This is a genomic window from Flavobacterium sp. 21.1 (genome assembly GCF_057801535.1).
The window spans coordinates 25,751-47,332 of record NZ_JBYNXA010000007.1 but is presented as its reverse complement, the minus strand read 5'-3'; the positions used below and the strand labels follow the sequence as shown (position 1 = coordinate 47,332).

Sequence of the window (21,582 nt, the reverse complement as noted above, 5' to 3'; positions counted from 1 at the left end):
AACACGCTTTGTGTCATTTTGGATATTAATTTCTTTTTTAAAATCCTTAATTATACGTTTGACGGAAATAAATGTTACAGGAAAAGAGTAAATTTTTTTGTGTTAAAATGTAATGGATTGATAATCTTATAAATATAAAATCCGTTCTGTTTTCACAAAACGGATTTTTACTATTTGAACTAAAAAGTCTTTAGTGTCGGAATAAATTATAAGTGAATCACTTCGCCGTAAGCATCAGCAACAGCTTCCATAACCGCTTCACTCATAGTAGGGTGAGGGTGAACTGCTTTCAGAATTTCGTGACCTGTAGTTTCTAATTTACGGGCAACAACAGCTTCAGCGATCATATCGGTAACACCTGCGCCAATCATGTGGCAGCCTAACCATTCACCATATTTAGCATCGAAGATTACTTTTACGAATCCGTCCGGAGTTCCTGCAGCTTTTGCTTTTCCTGACGCAGAGAACGGGAATTTACCGATCTTCAATTCGTATCCTTTTTCTTTTGCCTGTTTTTCTGTTAAACCAACCGAAGCAATTTCAGGAGTAGCATAAGTACAACCCGGGATGTTTCCGTAATCTAAAGCTTCCACGTGTAAACCTGCGATTTTCTCCACACACAAAATTCCTTCAGCAGAAGCAACGTGCGCTAAAGCCTGACCCGGAGTCACGTCACCAATTGCATAGTAACCAGGGATATTTGTTTGGTAGAAATCGTTTACTAAGATTTTATCTCTGTCAGTAGCAATACCTGTTTCTTCTAATCCAATGTTTTCGATATTGGTTTTGATTCCAACGGCAGAAAGTAAAATATCCGCTTCTAAAACTTCTTCTCCTTTAGCTGTTTTAACGAAAGCTTTCACTCCGTTTCCAGTTGTATCGATACGTTCAACAGAAGAATTAGTCATAACAGAAATTCCAGCTTTTTTCAATGAACGCTCAAATTGTTTTGAGATATCTTCGTCTTCAACCGGAACAACATTTGGCATGAATTCAACGATAGTAACCTCAGTTCCCATTGCATTATAGAAGTGAGCGAATTCCACTCCGATAGCACCGGAACCAACTACGATCATTTTCTTTGGTTGCTCAGGAAGTACCATTGCCTGACGATATCCGATTACTTTTTTACCGTCTTGAGGTAAGTTAGGCAATTCACGAGAACGTGCTCCTGTAGCGATAATGATGTGATCTGCAGTATATTCTGTTACTTTTCCGTCTGCAGCAGTTACATCTACTTTTTTACCTGGTTTCACTTTTCCGAAACCATCAATAACATCAATCTTATTTTTCTTCATTAAGAACTGAACACCTTTGCTCATTCCTTCTGCCACACCACGAGAACGTGCAATAACAGCATTGAAGTCTTTATCAAATTCCTTTACGGTCAAACCATAATCGGAAGCATGTTTTAGGTAATCAAAAACCTGAGCCGATTTTAATAGAGCTTTTGTTGGGATACAACCCCAGTTAAGGCAGATTCCGCCAAGGTTTTCTTTTTCGATAACGGCTACTTTAAAGCCTAATTGTGATGCTCTGATGGCAGTTACATATCCGCCCGGACCACTTCCTAAAACAATAATATCGTATTTCATTTGTAAAGTGTTATTTTTATTTAGTTGATATTCAATGCTTAATTACATCAAATACAGGTTGTAATTTCAGCGTACGAAAATAAGGATTTATTTGCTTTTTAAGAAAGAGAAATCCCAAAAAAGTTCATCTGTCAAATAATTAATTTAAAATCGCAACAACTCTTGCCGGACCTGCTGATGCGCCTTTAATTTTTAAAGGAAAAGCTGCCACCTGAAAACCTGTGTATGGCAAAGCATCGAGATTAACCAATTGTTCCATATGGCAGTATTCTTTTTCCCTGCCAACCAAATGCGCTTCCCAGAACAATTCGGGATTGTTTGTCTTTTTTGCCTGCTCAATCAGATGTGGTAACGGTAAATCCCATCCCCATTGATCGATTCCCATAATTTTTATGCCCTGATCAATCAACCAAAGCGTAGCTTCAGCGCTCATTCCCGTACCTGTCTTATAGTAGTTTTTGGTATTGATGTACTTGTCCCGGCCGGTCTTTATCAACACGATCATTCCGGGTTTCAATGTCAGGTTTGCTTCTTTTAGGAAATGCTGCAAATCGGAAGCGGTAATGGGGTCAAAATCAGCTTTATGAGACATGTCAAATACAATTCCAGGCGCAAAAAGCCATTCCAGTGGAACTTCGTCAATTGTTTTTGCCTTTTTACCTTCGCACAGCGGCGCATAATGATAAGGTGCATCCAGGTGGGTTGTGGAATGTACACCCATTTTCTGAATGGTATCATCAGCCCAACCTGTAAAATTTTTAGGAAACAATCTAAATGGTAAACCGAAAAGTCGGATAATCCATTTTGTTTTCTGATGGGGTTTGTGTTTTATTTTAACCTTCATAAAGAAGGGATCTTCCGGATTGTGCTGTATGGTTTTGGAAAGGTCAATGATTCTCATGAGATTTCATTGGATAAAAATTGGGATTCGTATAAACTTTTGTAATAGCCTTCTGCTTTTCCGATCAATTCGAAATGTTTGCCTTCTTCAACGATCTTTCCTTTATCCATTACGATGATTTTATCGGCGTTGATAACCGTAGCCAAACGGTGTGCAATAACAATAGAAGTTCTTCCTTTGGTGACTTTTTCTGTTGCAAGTTGAATCAATTCTTCCGAATAAGTATCGATGGACGAAGTAGCTTCATCTAAAATCAAAATACTCGGATTGCTGACATAAGCCCGTAAAAAAGCAATGAGTTGTCGCTGACCTGAAGACAACATCGCCCCACGTTCTTTCACATTATAATCATAACCACCCGGCAAACTCATAATGAAGTCATGCACTCCGATTTTTTCAGCGGCGAGAATGACTTCTTCTCTTGAGATAGCCGGATTATCCAGGGTAATGTTATTCAGGATGGTGTCGGCAAAGAGGAAGACGTCCTGTAAAACAATGGCGATTTGTCGCCGCAGACTGTCCAGATTGAAATCATTGATATTGGTTCCGTCAATTAAGATCTTTCCGTCATTGATTTCGTAAAAACGGTTCAACAGATTGATAATGGTTGATTTTCCGGCACCTGTAGCGCCAACAATGGCAACCGTTTCTCCTGCATTTACTTTAAGATTTATGCCTTTTAAAACTTCTTCACCTTCAATATAACTGAAATGTACATTTTCCAAGCCAATATCACCTTTAAAATGTCCGGCAATTACGTGTCCGTTTTGCTGAACAAGGTCTTCACGCTCCAGAACTTCAAAAACACGTTCAGCGGCAATGATTCCCATCTGCATCACGTTGAATTTATCCGCAATCTGACGCAACGGGTTGAACAACATTCCGATCAGCATCGTATAAGCGAATAAATCTCCAAATGTGGTCATTGTATCTCCATGCATGATATTCCATCCGCCATACCAAACTACAAGCCCCAAAGTAAGCGATGATAAAATATCGGCAACAGGGAAGAAGATGGAGTTGTATAAAATATTCTTTAACCAGGCTTTATTATGTAATTCATTGATTTTTTTGAACTTTTCCAATTCAATTTCTTCACGGTTGAAAAGTTGAACGATTTTCATTCCCGTAACACGTTCCTGAACAAAGGTGTTCAGATTGGCCACCTGATTACGAACTTCCTCAAACGCAATTTTCATTTTCTGCTGAAAAATTCGGGTGGCATATAGTAAGATCGGCATTCCTAGAACCACTATAAAACTCAGTTTCCAGTTCATGTAAAACATGATTCCGAGGACGACCATCATCTTCATTAAATCACTCACAATCATAAACAAACCCTGACTGAAGATACTCGCAATCGATTCGATATCCGTAACGGAGCGTGTTACCAGTTTTCCCACAGGTTCGTTATCGAAATATTTCATTCGGAATGTGGTTATATGATGGAAAAGCTTTTCACGTATATCTTTTACGATATCCTGTCCCAGCCAACTAGCCCAATACGTGAAATAAAATTGGGAACCAACTTCCAGAATCAAAACAACAGCCATTAACAGAATGGAATACAATAAACCAATCTGATCATGTTCTTTTAGGTAGCCGTCAACTGTTTCCTTTAATAAATAGGGGCGGACTGCAGCGAAAACGGAAAGCGTAATCGAAAACAATACAACCATGTAAAGTCTTTTTTTATAAGGCTTTGCATACTGCATTACTTTTTTTAACGATATGGATTGTATGACTTTCATTAGTGTTCGTTAATATACGGATAAATTACTTTGGTTAAATATAAACCATGTGCCGGTACTGAAAATCCGGCATTTCCTCTGTTTTTGCTTTCAATTATTTTACGGAAATCATCCATGGAAATCTTTCCGATGCCAACTCCAATTAAGGTTCCCACAATTGCTCGAACCATGTTTCTTAAAAACCGGTCGGCCGTTACTGTAAAAACCAGTTTTGTTCCGTTTTGTTGCCAAAAAGCTTCTTTGATAACACAGTTAAAGGTCCTAACATCTGTATGTGTTTTGGAAAAACATTCAAAATCAATATAGTCAAATAAGATTTTGGCAGCTTCATTCATTTTATCCACATCAAGAGGATGGAAATGATACCAGCTTCCTTCGTTCTCAAAGGCATCTTTAAAGGTGTGAATGTGGTATTCGTAAGTTCTGCTAGTGGCGTCAAATCGGGCATGGGCATCATCATGAAGCGGAATCAGTCGGAACACTGCAATGTCTTTCGGCAAAAACGAATTTAATTTTTGTGTCCAGTAAGCCGAATCCAACTCTTCTTCATGATCGAAATGCGCATACATTTTTTTGGCATGTACACCAGTATCCGTGCGTCCGGCGCCTGTAATCTCTATTTCTTTTCTGAGTAGAAGACAAAGCGCTTTAGTGAGGGTTTCCTGCACGGAAATGGATTGCGGCTGGTACTGCCAACCGTGGTAGTTTTTTCCGTTGTATGCGAATTCTATGAAATATCTCAAAGTTAGGTCGTTGCTGAATTACAAAGAAGCAAAGTTACAAAGTTTATAGGAAAAGTTGCTTAGTTGCTAAGGTACTTAGTCATAAAGTTTTCAAAAAATTTATGTGCAAATCTTATATGTAATGGGTTTTAAAAATAATCAACTTAGTAACTTTGCTTCTTTGAAACTCAGTTACTCTTAAAAATGAAAAAAATCCTGCTTCTATCCGATACGCACAGTCATATTGATGAAACCATTTTAAAATATGTGCGCATGGCCGATGAAGTCTGGCATGCCGGGGATATCGGTGATCTGACGGTAACGGATACGATTAGGAAACTTAAGCCGCTGCGGGCAGTTTACGGAAACATAGATGATGGTAAAGCCCGTCTGGAGTTTCCGTTGAACAACCGATTTATGTGCGAAGGCGTTGATGTCTGGATTACACATATTGGCGGTTATCCGGGGAAATACAATCAGGATATCCGTAGTGAAATAAAATCGAATCCGCCGAAACTGTTTATCTGCGGACATTCCCATATTTTAAAAGTACAGTTTGATAAAGAACTGAATTTGCTTCACATGAATCCGGGAGCTGCTGGAAAACATGGGTTTCATCAGGTGCGAACGATGCTTCAGTTTGAAATTGACGGTGATAAGATCCAGAACTTAAATGTAGTGGAAATAGGGACCCGCGTATGATTTTTAGTTTGGAATCGGAATTGTAATATAAATAACCACGCCGGATTTTTCCTGAGAGTCGATGTCTATTGTTCCTTTTAGGCTTTTGATACGGGTTTTTATCTGTGAAAGTCCATAACCTTCTTTTGGTTTGCCGTCTTTTGATTTTCCTTCTTTGGCATTGAATCCTTTTCCGTTATCTGCAATATTTACCGAAAGTTGATTACTTTCTTTTTCGATGGTCAAATAAGCTTCGGAAGCATCACTGTGTTTCATGATGTTATTAAACAGTTCGGCAACGATAAAATACATTTTCATCTCAAAATCATTCGCAAAACGAATTTCTTCCTCGATATGGTTATTGAATTGAAAATCGATAAGAGAATTGGAATTCTTTTCGCACAGATCTTCAAGCGCAGGAATTAATCCTAATTTTTCCAAAACCGGAGGGACCAATGCATGCGACAAATCGCGAACCTTATCATGAGCTTCTTTGATAATGGCTTTGGTTTTTTTGAGTTCATCATTAATTTCCGGATGATTAGCTTCGAAAGCCATCAGATGCAGACCGGCTGATGAAAGTAAAGCACTGATATTGTCATGTAAAACTCCCGAAAGTCTTTTGCGTTCTTCTTCCTGGCCGTCAATAGTGGCATTGACAAGATTTTGCTGAATGTTATGGTTAAGATCTTTAAGCCTGTTTTTTTGTTTCAGCTTTAAATTTTGGTAGAAGAAGTAAAATAAGATAGCGACAAACATTAAAACGGTAAGCAATAAGTAGAGCATTTTTTCGCTTTTTAATTGCTTTTGTCTCAGTACTAATTCTGTTTGATTATGTTCAATTTCAGCTTTATCAAGCTCATATTGCGTTCTTATCTGCTCAATTTCTACGTCGTTTTTGTGAAGTATTAAGGAGTCGATATAATCTACATAATGAGTCTGATAATTGTATGCTTTTTTATAATCGCCTAATTGTTCATAGGTATATGCCAGGTTAATATTTGCAATGGCATAATCTTTACCTAAAGTGTCATTTTTAGTGTCATTAATTATTTCGTTATATATTTCTATTGCCTTAGGATAGTTTATTTCGGACTCAAGATAGTGTACTCCTAAATTGGTTTTTGCTGCTAAAATAGCCCTTTTGCTATGACTTTTTTTGGCATAAATCAATGAAGAATCCAAATATTTTTTAGCTACGTCGAATTCCTTTATTAGATTATAAAACGCATAGTTAGTGTTGTAGGCATCGGCAATAAGTTTGTTGTCCTTTAATTTGTGTGCGCTTTTAAGATTTGGTTCTAAATATCGGTATATACTGTCTGTGTTTTCAGTATTTACATAGCATATCAATATACCGCGGTAGGATCGTGCAATAATGCTGTCATTTTTTGCCATTTTGGCGATCTTGAGGCTTTTGTTTGCATATTTTATTGCCTCAGGATATTTTTGCAAGTGGATACTGATGTAGGTCAGACTATTTAAGAGTTTGACCATATCATAGTTGCTTGCTTTACCGCCAATTATGTTTAGCGCATTCAGAACTAATCTGTACGCTCTCTTGTCATCTTTGATTTCAAAGGAAAGTAGGTCAGAGCTTTTATTAACCTGATTTATGTATTTTGGATAATCTCCTTTTTGTAAGTATAATTTCGCTTTATTATCAGAGAAATTCAATGCTTTAATATATTGATGCTTTTTCTTGTAATAATCAAAAGAATCCTTCACGACTTTTTGCTGTGAAAAGGCCGTGAAGGAAAAAAGTATAAATATTAAATGCCTGAATTTCAAAAATTATGAATTTTGTTGGTTAAGAAGCATTTGAATCAATGTTTATTTTTGGTCTTTTCGTCGTTACACCATTTAAAGTCTCCTGAAAACGAACATTCAAAATACCGTCTACTGTATAAAAAGTCGTATACTGTGTATTGAAGGTAGTCGAAGGCTCTGATTGCCCCGAATTTAATTGAACGCTGACAGTAGTAATTTTTTTAACCGGATCATACGAGGATGTATAATTGCAGTTTGTTGGAATTTCGAAATCGAACTCAAATTCGTCTTCAGAAGTGTTTTGGAACCCGTAGTTTTTTAATAGATTCATAGCTGTTTTGTTTTTAAAAGTTAGTTTTATTGATTGATTAAATTGTGTTTTAAAGCGAATTTCACCAAACCGACGGTGGTTTTCATGTTTAGTTTCTTGAGAAGGTTTTTACGGTGCGTTTCAACAGTATTGGCACTGATGAACAGGGCTTCACTGATTTCCTTTCCACTGTATTCCATAGAGATGAGTTTTAAAATTTCAAGCTCTCTGTCAGTTAATGATTCAGGAGAAATCTGATTAGGTTTCGTGCTGTTTTGTTTTGTGTTTCCGGTAAATGAAAGGAAGATTTTTTCACGTATGGATTTAGAATAGTATTCTTCACCGTTATAAACCGAGTTAATGGCTTCGATGATGTTTTCACCTGCCGATTGTTTGGTAAGGTAACCTTTAGCGCCCAATTGTAAAACCTCTTTGATCAATTTGATATCATCGTAGCTGGAAAAAACAATTATGTTACAAGGGAATTCCTTTTGATTGAATTCTTTAAGAACTTCGATTCCGTCTTTTCCGGGCATATTAATGTCCATAATCAGGACATCGATATTTTTATCAGTAACATCAGAAACAAGATTTTCGCCGCTTAAAGAATAACCGACCACTTCAAAGGTTTTATTTGTTTTTAAAACGGCAATAAGTCCGTCAATGAGAATCTGGTGGTCATCGGCAAGGTAGATTCGTATTTTTTCTGACATTCGCTATAATTTGATTTAAACCAAATGTAAGATATATATTTAAAATTAGCATCACCAAATTTGGTGATTTTATATCACTAAATTTAGTGATATGTCGTACCGTTAATTCCTACATATTCCCAGCTACAGCGTAGTTTTCAGCCAAAAAAAAATCCGAACCAGTTAAGATTCGGATTTTCCGCGCACTAATAAACTAAGATGAAAGGTTTATCGTAATCGGTCTACAGATTTTACGAGATCTTCGTCCTTTTTGATGGCCTTATTGGCTAAGACTAACAAAACGATAGAAATTACAGGAAGAAACATCCCAATACCCTTCTCAGAAACCGTAGCTTCTCCGGATAGGTTTAGTAAACGATACACAAATAATCCTAGTAATATAAAGTTTGATATTATATTCAGTCGGTTCATCACAAACTGATTTTGTCTTTTTTTGTAACTAAAAATACTAACTATTGAAAGTGTAGTGGATAATCCAAAAAGTGCTGCATAAGAAAGATCAAGCATAAAATAGAAATCTTTTCCGGCCGCATCTTTCCATAAAGGAAAAACAAACGGTAAAACGCCTGAAAAAATAAAGGCTAGAAAAAGATATACTGTTTGAATTCTCTGGATCATTTTTTGGTTTATTGTCGGACAAAAATAGTTTCTTTTTCCAATAAATACTATTGTTTTTTAAATAAAATTTGTATTATTGCAGTATAGAATCGTAAGTACTTCATTTTACGATTGTTTCAATTCAAAAAAATCCTTACCCGAATTTTAGTACCCATTACTCTAATTAAATTCAACACAGAACATGTTTGATATTTCTGTATTAAAAGAAATGAAGCTTCCTGAGCTTCAAGAAATAGCTAAAATTGCTAAAATCAATAAATATCGTAATCTTAAAAAAGACGAATTGGTTTATCAGATTTTAGATTATCAAGCGGCAAATCCCGAGGTTGTAAAACCTGCTCTTTCTGAAGCGCCTAAATCGGAAGAAAAGACAAAACGTACACGTATTAAGCCGGCTAAAGGTGAGTCTACAGAACCGGCAACAATTGAAAAGAAGGTATTTACCCCGAAACCGGAAAGAAAAGTAACAGAGGCCCAACCGAAAGAAGAAGTCGTTGAAAAGACTGCTGAAGTTATGGAGCCGAAACGTGAGAATTTCGTAAATAAGAAGAAAGAGTTTGTAAAAAAACAACGCTTTACGAAAGAAGGTAATCAGAATTTACCAATCAAATCCGCACAAAATAAAGAAGTTGTTGAAACAGCTGCTATTTCAGAAGTTACGGAACCTATAGCTGATACTCCGGTTATCAAGCCACAAAACCCAAATCAGGGAGGACAAAATCAAAATAATCCCAATCAGAACCAAAATCCAAACCAGAATCCAAACCAAAAGCACAAGAAACAGAATTTCAGAGAACCCGATTATGAGTTCGACGGAATTATCGAAAGTGAAGGTGTTTTGGAAATGATGCCGGACGGTTACGGATTTTTACGATCTTCAGATTACAACTATTTAGCTTCGCCTGATGATATTTATTTATCAACTTCCCAGATCCGTTTGTTCGGATTAAAAACCGGTGATACGGTAAAAGGGGTTGTCCGACCGCCAAAAGAAGGCGAGAAGTATTTCCCTTTGGTTAAAGTTTTAAAAATTAACGGACACGATCCTCAGGTTGTCCGAGACAGAATATCCTTCGAGCATTTAACTCCGGTTTTCCCTACTGAGAAATTCCGTTTAGCAGAAAGACAAAGTACTATTTCCACACGCGTTATTGATTTGTTCTCACCAATTGGTAAAGGTCAGCGTGGTATGATCGTAGCGCAGCCGAAAACCGGTAAAACAATGTTGTTGAAAGACATTGCTAATGCAATTGCAGCGAATCATCCGGAGGTTTACTTAATTGTTTTGCTGATTGACGAACGTCCGGAAGAGGTAACCGATATGCAACGTAGTGTCAGAGGAGAGGTAATTGCTTCGACTTTCGACAGAGAGCCTCAGGAACATGTAAAAATCGCCAATATTGTTTTAGAAAAAGCAAAACGTTTGGTGGAATGTGGTCATGATGTGGTTGTATTGCTGGATTCCATTACACGTTTAGCTAGAGCTTATAACACAGTTCAGCCTGCATCCGGAAAAGTATTGAGTGGTGGTGTGGATGCAAATGCGCTTCAAAAACCAAAACGTTTCTTCGGAGCGGCGCGTAATGTGGAAAATGGAGGTTCATTGAGTATCATCGCAACGGCCTTAACCGAAACAGGATCTAAAATGGACGAAGTTATCTTCGAAGAATTTAAAGGAACAGGTAATATGGAATTACAGTTGGACAGAAAGATTGCCAACAGACGTATTTTCCCTGCCATCGATCTTACGTCTTCAAGTACGCGTCGTGATGATTTGTTACTGGATGAAAATACGATTCAGAGAATGTGGATCATGAGAAAATATCTTGCCGATATGAATCCTGTGGAAGCAATGGATTTCATCAACGACCGATTCAAGAAAACCAGAAACAACGAAGAGTTCCTGATTTCAATGAACGATTAAGAATAAAAATTTAAAGAGAGGTTTTCAGCCTCTCTTTTTTTATGGAATTAACCAGCAAAACGGCAAAACCTAAAAAAGGGATGGTGGAAAGGATTATTTTGAAATTGGAAGCTAAGATTCCGACAAGCAATACCAGAAGCATAAGTAAGCTAAGCATTATTAAGCCTAGTAAATTCAGCTTTTTCGAACTACTGTTTCTAACAACGCAATATAGTAGTAGTAACTGTCCGCCAAGACTTGCGAGAATAAGAGGATGAGTTAGGGATTCCAATAAATGAGATTGACCGAAAAGCAATTCATATTCGATTTCATAAAGAAACGCACTTCTTCCATTACCCCATTCCGTGTAGCCGAATAGGGAAGTTATTAAAAGACCGATATTCGCTAATCGTTTCATACCATTAAAGTAACAAAAAAATCCACCATTAGGTGGATTTTTTTTTGTATCTGAAAGGAATAAATTAATTAATTCACTATGATTTTCTTGGTTGTTGTTTGGTTGTCACCAGAAGATAGTTTTACCAAATAAAAGCCTTGAGGTAAATTATCCAACGTATAAGTATTTTGGATTCCGTTAGGATTTTTAATGTTTTTGATCACTTGCCCGTTTACATTGATCAACTGAATTTCATTTAATTCTGTTTCAGAAGTGATATTGATTCGGCCATCTTTCGTTGGATTAGGGTAGATTGAAATATTTGCCAGATTATCAAAAGATTCTGTTGCCAAAGTTGGCCCCCAAATTATGGCTACCCATTCCGGATGGTCGATGTATGGATTTCTGTTGTTCTGACGAGCATAAACAGCGTTGTTTCTGTCTATTTCTCTTTGGCTAACAGGATCCAGAATATGCCATTGTTTTAAAATTTCAAGGTGTGTGTTGGTTAATACCTGATTGCTGGTTCCATTAAACATTGTGTATGTCCAGCTTGAAACTTGATCCTCATAACGTGTAGCAAAGTATAAAATCATTCGGGCAATATCCCCTTTGAATTCGTTAATAGGTTCGAAAATTGTTCCTGTATAACCTGCTGAGTATCCTGAATTCAGATTCGGACCTCTTTTTGAGCCGTTTGTGTAAGTGTTGGTAGGAGCACTGGTTCTTCCAAAGGGAAAATCACCTCTTTGCGCATTTACATATTTATCTGAGGGAACTACAAAATGAGCATCAGAATACATAGGTGTCGCGGAACTGAAAACCGATTGAGGTATAATGTGTTCACGATTGTATTTTTGACATTCAGCAGTTCCGCCAGTTCCATCATCCTGATTAACTCCATATGTGAAAGCACATTCTGATCCTGTAGGGTTTTCAGTGTACATATCCAGCATTGTACCGTCATTTTCATAATAATGATCAACATCTGAAGTTGTATATGTAACATAAAGTCCGGAATATCCCTGATCTGTTGATAAGTGTTCTGAACTTAAACCATCATTGACGTTGTCAATAATTTTTTTTAATTGTGTTTTCAAGGTATATCCGGTCCCTGTCGCTGAATTGTAATATCCTGCAGGAATCTGAGCAAAACCTAGGGTTATACTCAATAAAAAAACTAAAGTGTAGATTTTTTTCATTTGGGATGATTTATTGTTTTCTATCTAATAAAGCCATGTAAAAACCATCAAATCCCGACTCGGAAGCCAAGACCTTCACATCCTTTACAAAGGTAAAGTTTTTTCCGCTTTCCGTTTTTAGGAATTTCTCTATTTGTTCCTGATTTTCAGAGGGTAAGACCGAACAGGTAGCATAAACCAGTTTTCCTCCCGGTTTCACAATTTTTGAATAACTTTCTAAAACTTCAGCTTGTACTTTTTTAATATTATCAACGAATTCCGGTTGTAGTTTCCATTTACTGTCCGGATTACGTTTAAGAACTCCTAAACCGCTGCACGGTGCGTCAATTAAAACTCTGTCGGCCTTTTCATGTAATTTCTTGATGGTTTTTGTTCCTTCAATTACGCGAGGTTCAATATTGAAAGCACCATTTCTTTTGGCGCGAAGTTTCAACTGCTTTAATTTACTTTCGTATAGATCCATGGCAATCAACTGCCCTTTGTTTTCCATCAAAGAAGCGATATGCAACGTTTTTCCACCTGCGCCTGCACAAGTGTCCACGATTCTCATTCCCGGTTTCACGTCTAAGAAACGGGCAACCAATTGAGAAGAAGCGTCCTGCACTTCAAACAGACCTTCTTTGAAAGCGTCTGTTAAGAATACGTTGGCCCTTTCTTTTAAAATCAATGCGTCCGGATATTCACTCGGAAGATCTGTGTCAATATCTAAATCCATTAGAATAGCACGCAATTTTTCGCGGGTTGTTTTCAAGGTATTTACGCGAAGAATCACTTTTGCCTGTTCGTTTTGAGCAGCCAATTCTTTGGTCCATTTTTCTTCACCTAGTTCTTTTGCACCCAATTCATCCATCCAATCCGGAATAGACTCACGGAAACGTCTGATTTTCGAAAGTTCATCAAAACGACCTTTGATTTTTCTGACCGGAGTTGTTTCAAAATATTTCCAGTCCGGTAGGGTGTAACCGCGTAAAACAGCCCAAACGGCGAACATTCTCCAGATGTTATCTCTGTCGTAAGGTTCTTTTACTTCCGCAATTTCAGCATATAAACGCTTCCATCGAACGATTTCGTAAATGGTTTCGGCAACGAATTTTCGGTCATGGCTTCCCCAGCGTTTGTCTTTTTTCAAAGCTAAAGCCACTACTTTGTCGGCATATTGTCCTTCATTGAAAATCGCCATCAGCGAGTCAATGGTAGTAAATACTAAGTTTCTGTGTAATCTCATTGTAAAAAAATAAGCCTGCAAAGATAGTTAATTTATCTAATGGTATAACTTATCTGTATTTATTTGTGAAAGAAGAAGGCGTTTCGCCGCATTTTTTTGTGAATAACCGCGAAAAATAGGCGTAATCTTCATAACCTAAATGGTCTGCAATCTGGTTGAAAGTCAATTTCTGGGCTATCATTTCACGTTTGGCTTCCAGAAAGACCCGGTCTAATATGATATCCGTGGTGGTTTTTCCGACTATACTCTGCGTAATGCGGTTAAGATGTTTTGCTGATATATTTAACCAATCGGCATATTGAGAAGGTGATTTTTCGGTTTTGTAATGCTGTTCAACTAACGTTTCAAAGTCCTGGAATTTAGTGGTGTATGAATTTTGCGGAAGGAGTTCAATCTCGTTTCCTTTGATATAGTGACGCGTACTTTCAATGTAAACCAAGTCCATTAAGGAAATAATTTTATTGGATTTTAATAAGTTATCCGATTGATTTTCATTATTTATCTGTTCAAACAAGGATTTAAAATAATTCATATCAGATTGTTGAATATAAAGTACAGGCGAATTTTGGACACTGGAAAAAAAGGGAAAATTGTTAACCCGGTTCTTGATGTAATGAAGATCATAATAGGACTGCGTGTGAAAAAATATAAATCCCTGGATATCATCGGATAATTCCCAATGATGCATTTGTCCGGGATTCAAAAAGAAAAGGCTTCCCGGTTTTATATTGTATTTTACAAAATCGATTTCGTGAGTTCCGGTTCCATGAGTAAAAAGTACAGTTAGATAGAAGTTGTGTTTATGGGGTTTGTGGATGTTTTTATGGCTTGTAACTATATGTTTTTCTATAGTATTTGCATAGAAATCCTTCTTTCTTTCATTAGATTCAAATTGCTGAATATCTAAAACTGTGAAACTTTTCATCGTTATTAAAATCTTAATATGTCCTAAAAGTACAAATTCTTGTGCAATTTGTCTATGGTTGGTTTCTGTATTATGACGAAATTTGTATAAAAATAAATATCATGTCAACTTTAATAGATATACTGACCGAAAAATGTCCGAAATGTGGAAAAGGTCATGTTTTTTCGGAAAAAGGGAACATTCTTTTACTCCGTTTACCGAAGATGAATTCGAATTGTTCGCATTGTAATCACAAATTTGAAAAAGAGCCGGGTTATTTCTTCGGTTCGATGTTTGTAAGTTATGTAGTTGCTGTTGCGGAAATGGTTGTTTTTTTTCTGATAGCGAATCAGTTTATTGAAAGCTACGTGACGATTGTTGTCTTAATCGGAATTCTGTCGATTCTCCTGAGCACCTTCAATTTCAGGTTTTCCCGCATGTTGTGGATTTACCTGCTCGACGGAAAAGAGAAGCAATTGTAGCAAAAAAATGTTTTGTACATTAGCTATCAAAATTTAGCTAAATGAAAAAAAGTTTATTTGCCCTGCTTTCTGTTTTGTGTCTTTCCTGTACTGTAAAGAAGGTTTCAGATACTTCGAAAGGGAATGGTAATATGGCTGAATCAGGAGTCCGCCCACGTTTTACTACTGTCAAAATCGATACTTTATTAGCGGAAAAACTTAGTATTCGTGCTATTGTCGTTGACAGTAATAAAGTTTGGTATGCAGCGAACAATGGAAATTACGGCTATGTTAATCTGAACGGCGGAAAAAACTTTGTAGGGAATATCAAAAAAGACACTTTGAAACTGGAATTCCGTAGCATGGCGCAAACCAAAGACAATATGTTTGTTTTAAGCGTTGGGAATCCCGGACTTTTATACCGAATTTCAAAAGATGAAAAGGAAGCGCAACTTGTTTATCAGGAAAAAGGGGAGAAAGTTTTTTATGATGCAATGCAGTTCATAAATGATAAGGACGGAATTGCGGTAGGTGATCCCACAGAAGATTGTTTTTCGTTGATAACAACCAACGACGGTGGACAAACCTGGAAAAAAACTAATTGCAGTAAGCTACCTAAATTAGCAGCCGGCGAAGCTTTTTTTGCGGCCAGTAATACCAATATAAATGTAAAAGGAAATAAAATCTGGATTGTTTCGGGCGGAAAAAAATCGAATGTTTTTTATTCGGAGGATAAAGGAAAATCTTGGAAGGTTATCACAACACCAATCATTCAGGGAAGCGAGATGACCGGAATTTTCTCGGCAGATTTTTATAATGAAAACATAGGTTTTGCAACAGGAGGCGATTATGAAAAACCGGATCAGAATTTCGGAAACAAGATCATCACACTTGACGGAGGTAAAACATGGAACTTAGTTGGTGAAAATGAAGGATTCGGTTACGGTTCCTGCGTTCAGTTTGTACCGGGAAGCAATGGGAACGAATTGGTAACTGTTGGAGCTTCAGGTGTATTTTATTCGTATGATCAGGGAAAAAAATGGAAAAAGATAGCCGATTACAAAGATTTGTTTACTATACGCTTTGTTGATTCCGAAACCGCAATCGCTGCCGGAAACAAAAAGATAATCCGAATCAGATTTAAATAAAAAAAAGAGGCTGTTTTAAAACGATAGCCTCTTTTCCTTCCCTTTATAATCTATTTTCTATTTTCTCTTCTCCTTAATCTGTCTGATCAATTTTCGGTTGAAATCGTCCTCGGCTTTTTTCAGTTTCAGAATCTTAACAGAACCGATGATCGGACGTAGATCATTGTTGAGTTTTTTTCGCAAAAGGAACATTCTTTCTTCCGTATCTTCCATTTGAGCCAACAACGCTGCGGCTTCTTTCTCGCTCATTTTATCAACAGTCTCAGCATCCATACGCTTCATAAAACCTCGCATTTTATCATGGCGTATTTCAAATTGTTTCTCGTCGAAAGCGTTGTAAATAGGCCAGAATTTCGTGGCCTCATCCGTTGTTAAATTTAATTCCGTAGTAATGAAAGCCACTTTCAGTTGTTTGATCTGCTCTCGTTTCTCATCACTTGGCTGCGCGAATGACAAGGTCGAAATCAACAGTAAAACTATCGGTAATATTCTTTTAGCTGTCATAATTTATTCGTTTAAATAAATATCTATATTATTTTCGTTTTCAAATAAATAACTCTCAACTGAATCGTCGTTCAAAGCTATTGATTTTTCTAATTCATTAATATCGTGCTGGTCGAGCTCCTGCATCAGATCATAAGATGTCATATTACTTGCCAGGTAGTTTTCAACCGTAGTTTCATCAAGATTTCCTTTCGAATGGGTATTAAAATAAAAGATCAGACCGAAGGTTAATACAGCAACTGCTGCCACACTCGATACCCAAACCGATTTGCGTTGCCATAACGAAATCACCTTAACTTCCGGTTGTTCGGGAAGCTGGTTCATTATTCTGGCTTCAAAATCCGTAAAATAGTCCTCCGGAATTTTAAATCCTGATTCAATTTTCGGATCGTTATGTAAATCAAACTTTTTCATATGCATTGGACAAAATTAACCGCTAAAGGTTTAATCTTCATTTAAAAATTCTTCTATTTTTTTGACTGCATGAAAATACGAGGCCTTTAAACCGCCTACGGACGTGCCCAATATTTCGGAGATGTCTTCGTATTTCATTTCCTGAAAATATTTCATTTTAAAAACCAATTGCTGTTTTTCAGGTAAAAGAGCGATTGCCTTCTGTAGTTTAAGTTGAATTTCATCGCCGTCATAGTCTACATCGGCAGCCAAATTATTTATCATTTTGTCTTTTATTTCCTCGCTGGAAATTCCCGATTTTTTGGCGCGTTGGTTAATAAACGTAATCGATTCGTTGGTTGCAATCCGGTACATCCACGAAAATAGTTTGCTTTCACCTTTAAAACTCTTCAGGTTCTGAAAAATTTTAACAAAGGTGTTTTGCAATACATCATCGGTATCGTCGTGGTTCAGAACTATACTACGGATATGATTATATAACGGACGCTGGTATTCGTGCACCAACTTCCGAAACGCGTCATTTTGCGTTTTCGGGTTAAGTAAATCCGCTATAAATTCTTTTTCGTCCTGCAATTGAAATCGATTTGTAGTTAAGACTAAAGTTACGGTAAATAGTTTAATTGAGGAGAAAAGAGAAAAGAACATAGAAAATAGATAAGAGATAGATGAGAGGATACTATATAGTCCGATTGATTTTTTTTGGAGCGAATGGTCGTTTTGTGTCGGTCTTGGCAATTCCTGCTTTCCGTTCCTCCCGATGAAAAATCGGGATCCACTACAAATGAAATTCACTGATCTCCACTTCAAATAAAAGTTTAGTGAAGTAATCAGGGCTAAATAGTAAGCCATTTTCATTTTTGTTAACAAAATTTGTGGATCACCTTTGTATCTTTGCGCCACACAACACGATGATAAAATGATAAAGACTGTAATTTTCGACATGGACGGTGTGATTGTCGACACGGAACCGGTTCATAAATACGCCTATTTCAAACACTTTGACGAATTAGGAATTGCTGTTACCGAAGAGATGTATGCTTCTTTCACCGGAAACTCAACCAGAAACGTTTTTCAGCGCATTAAAGAAACTTTCGGATTAGAACATGATGTAGAAGATCTGATTCTGCGTAAACGTCACTTATTCAATGAAGCTTTCGACACTAAACCTGATTTGGAATTGATTGCAGGTGTTCATGATCTGATCAAAAACCTTCATGCAAACGGAATGCAGTTGATTTTGGCTTCTTCTGCTTCAAAAGGTACCATCCAGCGTGTTTTCAACCGTTTTGATTTGCATCAGTACTTTACGCATAAAGTGAGTGGTGAGGATTTCCCAAAATCGAAACCGGATCCCGCTATTTTCCTTCATGCAGCATCACTTTCCGAAGCTCCAAAAGAAAACTGTATCGTAATTGAAGACAGCACCAGCGGAATCAAAGCTTCCAAAGCGGCAGAAATTTTCTGTATTGGTTATCACAGTGAAAATTCAAAACATCAGGATTTGTCGTTAGCGGATTACATTATTCATCATTTTGATGAAATTGATTTTGAAACGGTTTCCGCTATCAAACTGAAAAATAAAATAGAAGAGTAAGAAGTTAACCAACGGCTTCTTTATAAATACGCAGGCATTTTTCCCTTGCTTCTTTATGATCTACAATGGGTTTCGGGTACTTTGAAGTTTCAAGTTCCGGAACCCATTTTTTTATATATTTCAAATCCTTGTCAAATTTTTTGATCTGTTCCGTAGGATTAAAAATCCTGAAATAGGGCGCAGCATCTACGCCGCTTCCAGCTGCCCATTGCCAATTGCCCACATTGCTTGATTGTTCGTAATCTAACAGTTTTTGAGCAAAATAGGTTTCGCCCCAACGCCAGTCGATTAGTAAATGTTTGCATAGGAAACTAGCAACAATCATCCGCACGCGGTTGTGCATGTGACCTGTTGTGTTGAGTTCGCGCATGCCTGCATCTACAAAGGGATAGCCGGTTTTTCCTTCGCACCATTTTTGAAACAGTTCTTCATCATTCCTCCATTTAACAGCATCATATTTTTCGCGGAAACTTCGGTTTATTGTATGAGGAAAATGCCATAAAATCTGCATGAAAAACTCGCGCCATATTAGTTCATTTAGAAAAGTTTCGTTCTTCGCTTCAGCAGCTTTCCTTACAATTTCCCGAATCGAAACAACTCCAAATCGTAGGTAAGTACCGAGCAGAGAAGTTCCTGAAATAGCCGGAAAGTTTCGTGTGGCCTCGTAGTTTTCGATTAGTTTTTCCGAAATATCAAACGGCGGAACTTTTATTGATGACGCAATAAAACCTATATCGGATAAAGTCAGAAACGGGTAGGGGTGTGCCATGCAATTTTTCAGAAGTTCTTCTGAAGGAAAATGAACTAACGGCTTTTTTCTGAAATTCTCTTTCCATTTTTTCGAATAAGGCGTATAAACCACATACGGACTGCCATCGTCTTTAACAACTTCGTCTTTTTCAAAAATCACCTGATCTTTGCAGGTTTTGAACTCGATAGCATGTTCTTTGAAAAGTTGGTTGAGCATCTTGTCTCGCTTTCGTGCGTAAGGCTCATAATCATGATTGGTAAAAACAGTTGAAATTTTATTCTCTGCTATGAGTTTTTTAAAAACGGTTTCCGGAGTTCCATAAAATACAGCAATTGATTTTCCAACGGCTTTAAGCTGGTCATGAATCTTAACCAATTGGTTGTGAATGAAGGTTATCCTTGCGTCATCTTCCGGTAATTGTAAAAGTATGTTCTCATCAAAAATAAAAATCGGAAGCACTTCTTCGCTACTGTTTAAGGCATGAAAAAGTCCTGCATTGTCATCTAATCGCAAGTCGCGTCGGAACCAGAAAATCGTCATAAGTTATGGTTTAAATTCGCCAAAAAGTTCATTTAGTTTCTGTTTTCTGAAACTGAAAATTTCATTGAGCTTTGGTTTTACAAGTATCGGATGGAATAGCTTACCGATAAATCCGAACGGCATTTTGTAATGTACGACATCTTCAATTTCAACTCCACCTTCAATTTCCCTGAAAAAATGTTTATGATGCCAGAATTTGTAGGGACCGAATCGTTGTTCATCAATAAAAAACTCCGGGTCTTTGATGTGCGAAATTTCTGTAACCCATTCCATTGTGATTCCGCTGAAGGGTGAAATTTTATAATGAATGATTTGTCCGCTAAACATTTTTCGCTCATCACCCGAAAGCGTTGTAATCTTCATGGAATCCGGAGTTATGATATTTAGGTTCTTAGGGTCTGAAAAAAAAGCCCAGGCCTGCTCGATTCCGATAGGTAATTGCTGAATGCTTCTGATGGTGTACATTGGTTTTTCTGTAAAATTACAATTTTGTTGGGTGTGATTAAAAAAATGGTGAACGAGATTGTTTATTTTTTAGACTATTATTAACAGTTGAATTTATATTTTTCTTTATTTTCGTTTTACATAAATCAAAAAACTAATATTGATATGAAAAAAATAATTTGCACCGCGATTTTTGCATTTGCAACGTTGGCAATGAATGCGCAGGTTAAAACTCCGCAAGCCAGTCCAAGCGCAAAAACAGAGCAGGTTGTAGGTCTTACAAATGTTGAAATTGATTATTCCCGACCAAGTATCAAGGGAAGAACTGTTTTCGGTGAATTGGTTCCTTATGGTAAAATGTGGAGAACAGGAGCCAATGCGAATACTACGATTTCGTTCAGTGAAGACGTTATGATCGGTGGTAAAAAATTAGAAAAAGGTAAATATGCCTTATATACTTTCCCAAAAGCAGACAGCTGGGATGTTATTTTTTATAAGGATACGGACAACTGGGGACTTCCTGAAAATTGGGACGAGTCTAAAGTGGCAGTGCGTACTACAGCTAAACCCGAGTCATTAAACAGAAAAGTGGAAACATTTACCATAGGTATTAATAATGTGGATAATGATTTCGGATTCCTTGAGCTTTCATGGGAGAAAACAATTGTAGCCGTTAAATTTGAAGTACCTACTCAGAAAACGGCAATGGAAAGCATCGAAAAAACATTAGCGGGACCAAAAGGAGTGGACTACTTTTCATCAGCCCAGTATTTATATCAGGCAAACGGCGACTTAAACAAAGCTCTGACATGGGTCAATAAGGCTATCGAAATGGAGAAAGAAGCTCCGTTCTGGTATTTACGTCTTAAGTCTTTGATTCAGGCTAAAAAAGGAGATAAGACGGGAGCTATTGAATCTGCAAAACAATCGTTAACAGGAGCGGAAAAGGCTAAGAACGCTGATTATGTGAAGATGAATAAAGACTCTATCTCAGAATGGTCTAAAAAATAATCATTTTGAAAAGAATAAAAAAA

23 protein-coding genes are annotated in these 21,582 nt (G+C 37.1%); 6 read left to right on the top strand and 17 right to left on the bottom strand.

Features of this window, described 5'->3' with window-relative positions; genetic code table 11:
- Positions 1–206: 206 nt before the first annotated feature.
- The 4 genes from lpdA to truA form a co-directional block, all read right to left on the bottom strand.
- Positions 207–1,595, bottom strand: a complete 1,389-nt coding sequence (gene lpdA / locus AC3E9U_RS15570) for a dihydrolipoyl dehydrogenase (protein WP_488747852.1) — start codon at positions 1,593–1,595, stop codon at positions 207–209.
- A 139-nt stretch (positions 1,596–1,734) separates the two neighbouring features.
- Positions 1,735–2,496: a cyclase family protein gene (locus AC3E9U_RS15565; protein ID WP_488747851.1), complete on the bottom strand. Its 762-nt coding sequence runs from the start codon at positions 2,494–2,496 to the stop codon at positions 1,735–1,737.
- Positions 2,493–4,247, bottom strand: a complete 1,755-nt coding sequence (locus tag AC3E9U_RS15560) for an ABC transporter ATP-binding protein (protein WP_488747850.1) — start codon at positions 4,245–4,247, stop codon at positions 2,493–2,495. The genes AC3E9U_RS15565 and AC3E9U_RS15560 overlap by 4 nt, the downstream gene beginning before the upstream one ends.
- Entirely contained in the window at positions 4,247–4,990 is a 744-nt protein-coding gene (gene truA / locus AC3E9U_RS15555; protein WP_488747849.1) for a tRNA pseudouridine(38-40) synthase TruA, read from the bottom strand. The genes AC3E9U_RS15560 and truA overlap by 1 nt, the downstream gene beginning before the upstream one ends.
- A gap of 183 nt (positions 4,991–5,173) precedes the next feature.
- Here truA and AC3E9U_RS15550 point away from each other — a divergent pair, with 183 nt between their 5' ends.
- A complete protein-coding gene (locus AC3E9U_RS15550; RefSeq protein WP_488747848.1) occupies positions 5,174–5,671 on the top strand; it encodes a metallophosphoesterase family protein in 498 nt (165 codons plus the stop codon).
- A gap of 3 nt (positions 5,672–5,674) precedes the next feature.
- Here the strand turns inward: AC3E9U_RS15550 and AC3E9U_RS15545 are convergent, their stop codons facing one another.
- The 4 genes from AC3E9U_RS15545 to AC3E9U_RS15530 form a co-directional block, all read right to left on the bottom strand.
- The gene (locus AC3E9U_RS15545; protein ID WP_488747847.1) at positions 5,675–7,378 is read right to left on the bottom strand and encodes a tetratricopeptide repeat-containing sensor histidine kinase; all 1,704 of its coding nucleotides are present in this window, start codon (positions 7,376–7,378) and stop codon (positions 5,675–5,677) included.
- 82 nt (positions 7,379–7,460) lie between these two features.
- A complete protein-coding gene (locus tag AC3E9U_RS15540) occupies positions 7,461–7,751 on the bottom strand; it encodes a hypothetical protein (protein ID WP_488747846.1) in 291 nt (96 codons plus the stop codon).
- Positions 7,752–7,777: 26 nt separating this feature from the next.
- Positions 7,778–8,443, bottom strand: coding sequence for a response regulator (locus AC3E9U_RS15535; RefSeq protein ID WP_488747845.1), 666 nt, complete (start codon positions 8,441–8,443; stop codon positions 7,778–7,780).
- A gap of 207 nt (positions 8,444–8,650) precedes the next feature.
- Entirely contained in the window at positions 8,651–9,061 is a 411-nt protein-coding gene (locus AC3E9U_RS15530) for a DUF4293 domain-containing protein (protein WP_488747844.1), read from the bottom strand.
- A gap of 181 nt (positions 9,062–9,242) precedes the next feature.
- On the opposite strand from AC3E9U_RS15530, the gene rho reads away from it, so the two are divergent.
- Positions 9,243–10,985 (top strand): transcription termination factor Rho, encoded by a 1,743-nt coding sequence (gene rho, locus AC3E9U_RS15525; RefSeq protein ID WP_488747843.1) that lies wholly within the window; start codon positions 9,243–9,245, stop codon positions 10,983–10,985.
- A gap of 10 nt (positions 10,986–10,995) precedes the next feature.
- Here the strand turns inward: rho and AC3E9U_RS15520 are convergent, their stop codons facing one another.
- The 4 genes from AC3E9U_RS15520 to AC3E9U_RS15505 form a co-directional block, all read right to left on the bottom strand.
- Positions 10,996–11,382 carry a hypothetical protein gene (locus tag AC3E9U_RS15520; RefSeq protein ID WP_488747842.1) on the bottom strand — a complete coding sequence of 129 codons (387 nt, stop codon included), beginning with the start codon at positions 11,380–11,382 and terminating at the stop codon, positions 10,996–10,998.
- Positions 11,383–11,450: 68 nt separating this feature from the next.
- Positions 11,451–12,563, bottom strand: coding sequence for an endonuclease (locus AC3E9U_RS15515; protein ID WP_488747841.1), 1,113 nt, complete (start codon positions 12,561–12,563; stop codon positions 11,451–11,453).
- Between the two features lie 10 nt (positions 12,564–12,573).
- Positions 12,574–13,788: an RsmB/NOP family class I SAM-dependent RNA methyltransferase gene (locus AC3E9U_RS15510; protein ID WP_488747840.1), complete on the bottom strand. Its 1,215-nt coding sequence runs from the start codon at positions 13,786–13,788 to the stop codon at positions 12,574–12,576.
- 49 nt (positions 13,789–13,837) lie between these two features.
- Complete coding sequence (locus AC3E9U_RS15505; protein WP_488747839.1) at positions 13,838–14,713, bottom strand: AraC family transcriptional regulator; 876 nt, start codon at positions 14,711–14,713, stop codon at positions 13,838–13,840.
- A gap of 101 nt (positions 14,714–14,814) precedes the next feature.
- On the opposite strand from AC3E9U_RS15505, the gene AC3E9U_RS15500 reads away from it, so the two are divergent.
- Together AC3E9U_RS15500 and AC3E9U_RS15495 are read left to right on the top strand one after the other, a co-directional pair.
- Positions 14,815–15,174 (top strand): DUF983 domain-containing protein, encoded by a 360-nt coding sequence (locus tag AC3E9U_RS15500; RefSeq protein ID WP_488747838.1) that lies wholly within the window; start codon positions 14,815–14,817, stop codon positions 15,172–15,174.
- 41 nt (positions 15,175–15,215) lie between these two features.
- Positions 15,216–16,301 carry a WD40/YVTN/BNR-like repeat-containing protein gene (locus AC3E9U_RS15495; protein WP_488747837.1) on the top strand — a complete coding sequence of 362 codons (1,086 nt, stop codon included), beginning with the start codon at positions 15,216–15,218 and terminating at the stop codon, positions 16,299–16,301.
- A gap of 57 nt (positions 16,302–16,358) precedes the next feature.
- On the opposite strand, the gene AC3E9U_RS15490 is transcribed toward AC3E9U_RS15495, so the two are convergent.
- The 3 genes from AC3E9U_RS15490 to AC3E9U_RS15480 are packed head-to-tail and all read right to left on the bottom strand — an operon-like array spanning position 16,359 to position 17,792.
- The gene (locus tag AC3E9U_RS15490) at positions 16,359–16,805 is read right to left on the bottom strand and encodes a sensor of ECF-type sigma factor (protein ID WP_488747836.1); all 447 of its coding nucleotides are present in this window, start codon (positions 16,803–16,805) and stop codon (positions 16,359–16,361) included.
- A 3-nt stretch (positions 16,806–16,808) separates the two neighbouring features.
- Positions 16,809–17,225, bottom strand: coding sequence for a hypothetical protein (locus AC3E9U_RS15485; RefSeq protein WP_488747835.1), 417 nt, complete (start codon positions 17,223–17,225; stop codon positions 16,809–16,811).
- Positions 17,226–17,249: 24 nt separating this feature from the next.
- Positions 17,250–17,792 carry an RNA polymerase sigma factor gene (locus AC3E9U_RS15480; protein ID WP_488747914.1) on the bottom strand — a complete coding sequence of 181 codons (543 nt, stop codon included), beginning with the start codon at positions 17,790–17,792 and terminating at the stop codon, positions 17,250–17,252.
- A 343-nt stretch (positions 17,793–18,135) separates the two neighbouring features.
- Between AC3E9U_RS15480 and AC3E9U_RS15475 the strand changes: the two genes are divergently transcribed.
- Positions 18,136–18,813: an HAD family hydrolase gene (locus tag AC3E9U_RS15475; protein WP_488747834.1), complete on the top strand. Its 678-nt coding sequence runs from the start codon at positions 18,136–18,138 to the stop codon at positions 18,811–18,813.
- Between the two features lie 4 nt (positions 18,814–18,817).
- On the opposite strand, the gene AC3E9U_RS15470 is transcribed toward AC3E9U_RS15475, so the two are convergent.
- Positions 18,818–20,104, bottom strand: coding sequence for a cryptochrome/photolyase family protein (locus AC3E9U_RS15470; RefSeq protein WP_488747833.1), 1,287 nt, complete (start codon positions 20,102–20,104; stop codon positions 18,818–18,820).
- 3 nt (positions 20,105–20,107) lie between these two features.
- Entirely contained in the window at positions 20,108–20,569 is a 462-nt protein-coding gene (locus AC3E9U_RS15465) for an SRPBCC family protein (RefSeq protein ID WP_488747832.1), read from the bottom strand.
- Positions 20,570–20,713: 144 nt separating this feature from the next.
- On the opposite strand from AC3E9U_RS15465, the gene AC3E9U_RS15460 reads away from it, so the two are divergent.
- Positions 20,714–21,559: a DUF2911 domain-containing protein gene (locus AC3E9U_RS15460; protein WP_488747831.1), complete on the top strand. Its 846-nt coding sequence runs from the start codon at positions 20,714–20,716 to the stop codon at positions 21,557–21,559.
- The last annotated feature ends 23 nt before the right edge of the window (positions 21,560–21,582 follow it).

What these genes read in the sequence shown, in the direction of transcription:
- AC3E9U_RS15460 (WP_488747831.1), top strand. Translation starts at nt 20,714, where the DNA reads ATGAAAAAAATAATTTGCACCGCGATTTTTGCATTTGCAACGTTGGCA.
- AC3E9U_RS15475 (WP_488747834.1), top strand. Translation starts at nt 18,136, where the DNA reads ATGATAAAGACTGTAATTTTCGACATGGACGGTGTGATTGTCGACACG.
- AC3E9U_RS15505 (WP_488747839.1), bottom strand. Translation starts at nt 14,713, where the DNA reads ATGAAAAGTTTCACAGTTTTAGATATTCAGCAATTTGAATCTAATGAA.
- AC3E9U_RS15495 (WP_488747837.1), top strand. Translation starts at nt 15,216, where the DNA reads ATGAAAAAAAGTTTATTTGCCCTGCTTTCTGTTTTGTGTCTTTCCTGT.
- AC3E9U_RS15470 (WP_488747833.1), bottom strand. Translation starts at nt 20,104, where the DNA reads ATGACGATTTTCTGGTTCCGACGCGACTTGCGATTAGATGACAATGCA.
- AC3E9U_RS15530 (WP_488747844.1), bottom strand. Translation starts at nt 9,061, where the DNA reads ATGATCCAGAGAATTCAAACAGTATATCTTTTTCTAGCCTTTATTTTT.
- AC3E9U_RS15560 (WP_488747850.1), bottom strand. Translation starts at nt 4,247, where the DNA reads ATGAAAGTCATACAATCCATATCGTTAAAAAAAGTAATGCAGTATGCA.
- AC3E9U_RS15465 (WP_488747832.1), bottom strand. Translation starts at nt 20,569, where the DNA reads ATGTACACCATCAGAAGCATTCAGCAATTACCTATCGGAATCGAGCAG.
- AC3E9U_RS15500 (WP_488747838.1), top strand. Translation starts at nt 14,815, where the DNA reads ATGTCAACTTTAATAGATATACTGACCGAAAAATGTCCGAAATGTGGA.
- AC3E9U_RS15540 (WP_488747846.1), bottom strand. Translation starts at nt 7,751, where the DNA reads ATGAATCTATTAAAAAACTACGGGTTCCAAAACACTTCTGAAGACGAA.
- AC3E9U_RS15535 (WP_488747845.1), bottom strand. Translation starts at nt 8,443, where the DNA reads ATGTCAGAAAAAATACGAATCTACCTTGCCGATGACCACCAGATTCTC.
- AC3E9U_RS15520 (WP_488747842.1), bottom strand. Translation starts at nt 11,382, where the DNA reads ATGAAACGATTAGCGAATATCGGTCTTTTAATAACTTCCCTATTCGGC.
- AC3E9U_RS15485 (WP_488747835.1), bottom strand. Translation starts at nt 17,225, where the DNA reads ATGCATATGAAAAAGTTTGATTTACATAACGATCCGAAAATTGAATCA.
- lpdA (WP_488747852.1), bottom strand. Translation starts at nt 1,595, where the DNA reads ATGAAATACGATATTATTGTTTTAGGAAGTGGTCCGGGCGGATATGTA.
- AC3E9U_RS15550 (WP_488747848.1), top strand. Translation starts at nt 5,174, where the DNA reads ATGAAAAAAATCCTGCTTCTATCCGATACGCACAGTCATATTGATGAA.
- AC3E9U_RS15490 (WP_488747836.1), bottom strand. Translation starts at nt 16,805, where the DNA reads ATGACAGCTAAAAGAATATTACCGATAGTTTTACTGTTGATTTCGACC.
- AC3E9U_RS15515 (WP_488747841.1), bottom strand. Translation starts at nt 12,563, where the DNA reads ATGAAAAAAATCTACACTTTAGTTTTTTTATTGAGTATAACCCTAGGT.
- AC3E9U_RS15510 (WP_488747840.1), bottom strand. Translation starts at nt 13,788, where the DNA reads ATGAGATTACACAGAAACTTAGTATTTACTACCATTGACTCGCTGATG.
- AC3E9U_RS15565 (WP_488747851.1), bottom strand. Translation starts at nt 2,496, where the DNA reads ATGAGAATCATTGACCTTTCCAAAACCATACAGCACAATCCGGAAGAT.
- rho (WP_488747843.1), top strand. Translation starts at nt 9,243, where the DNA reads ATGTTTGATATTTCTGTATTAAAAGAAATGAAGCTTCCTGAGCTTCAA.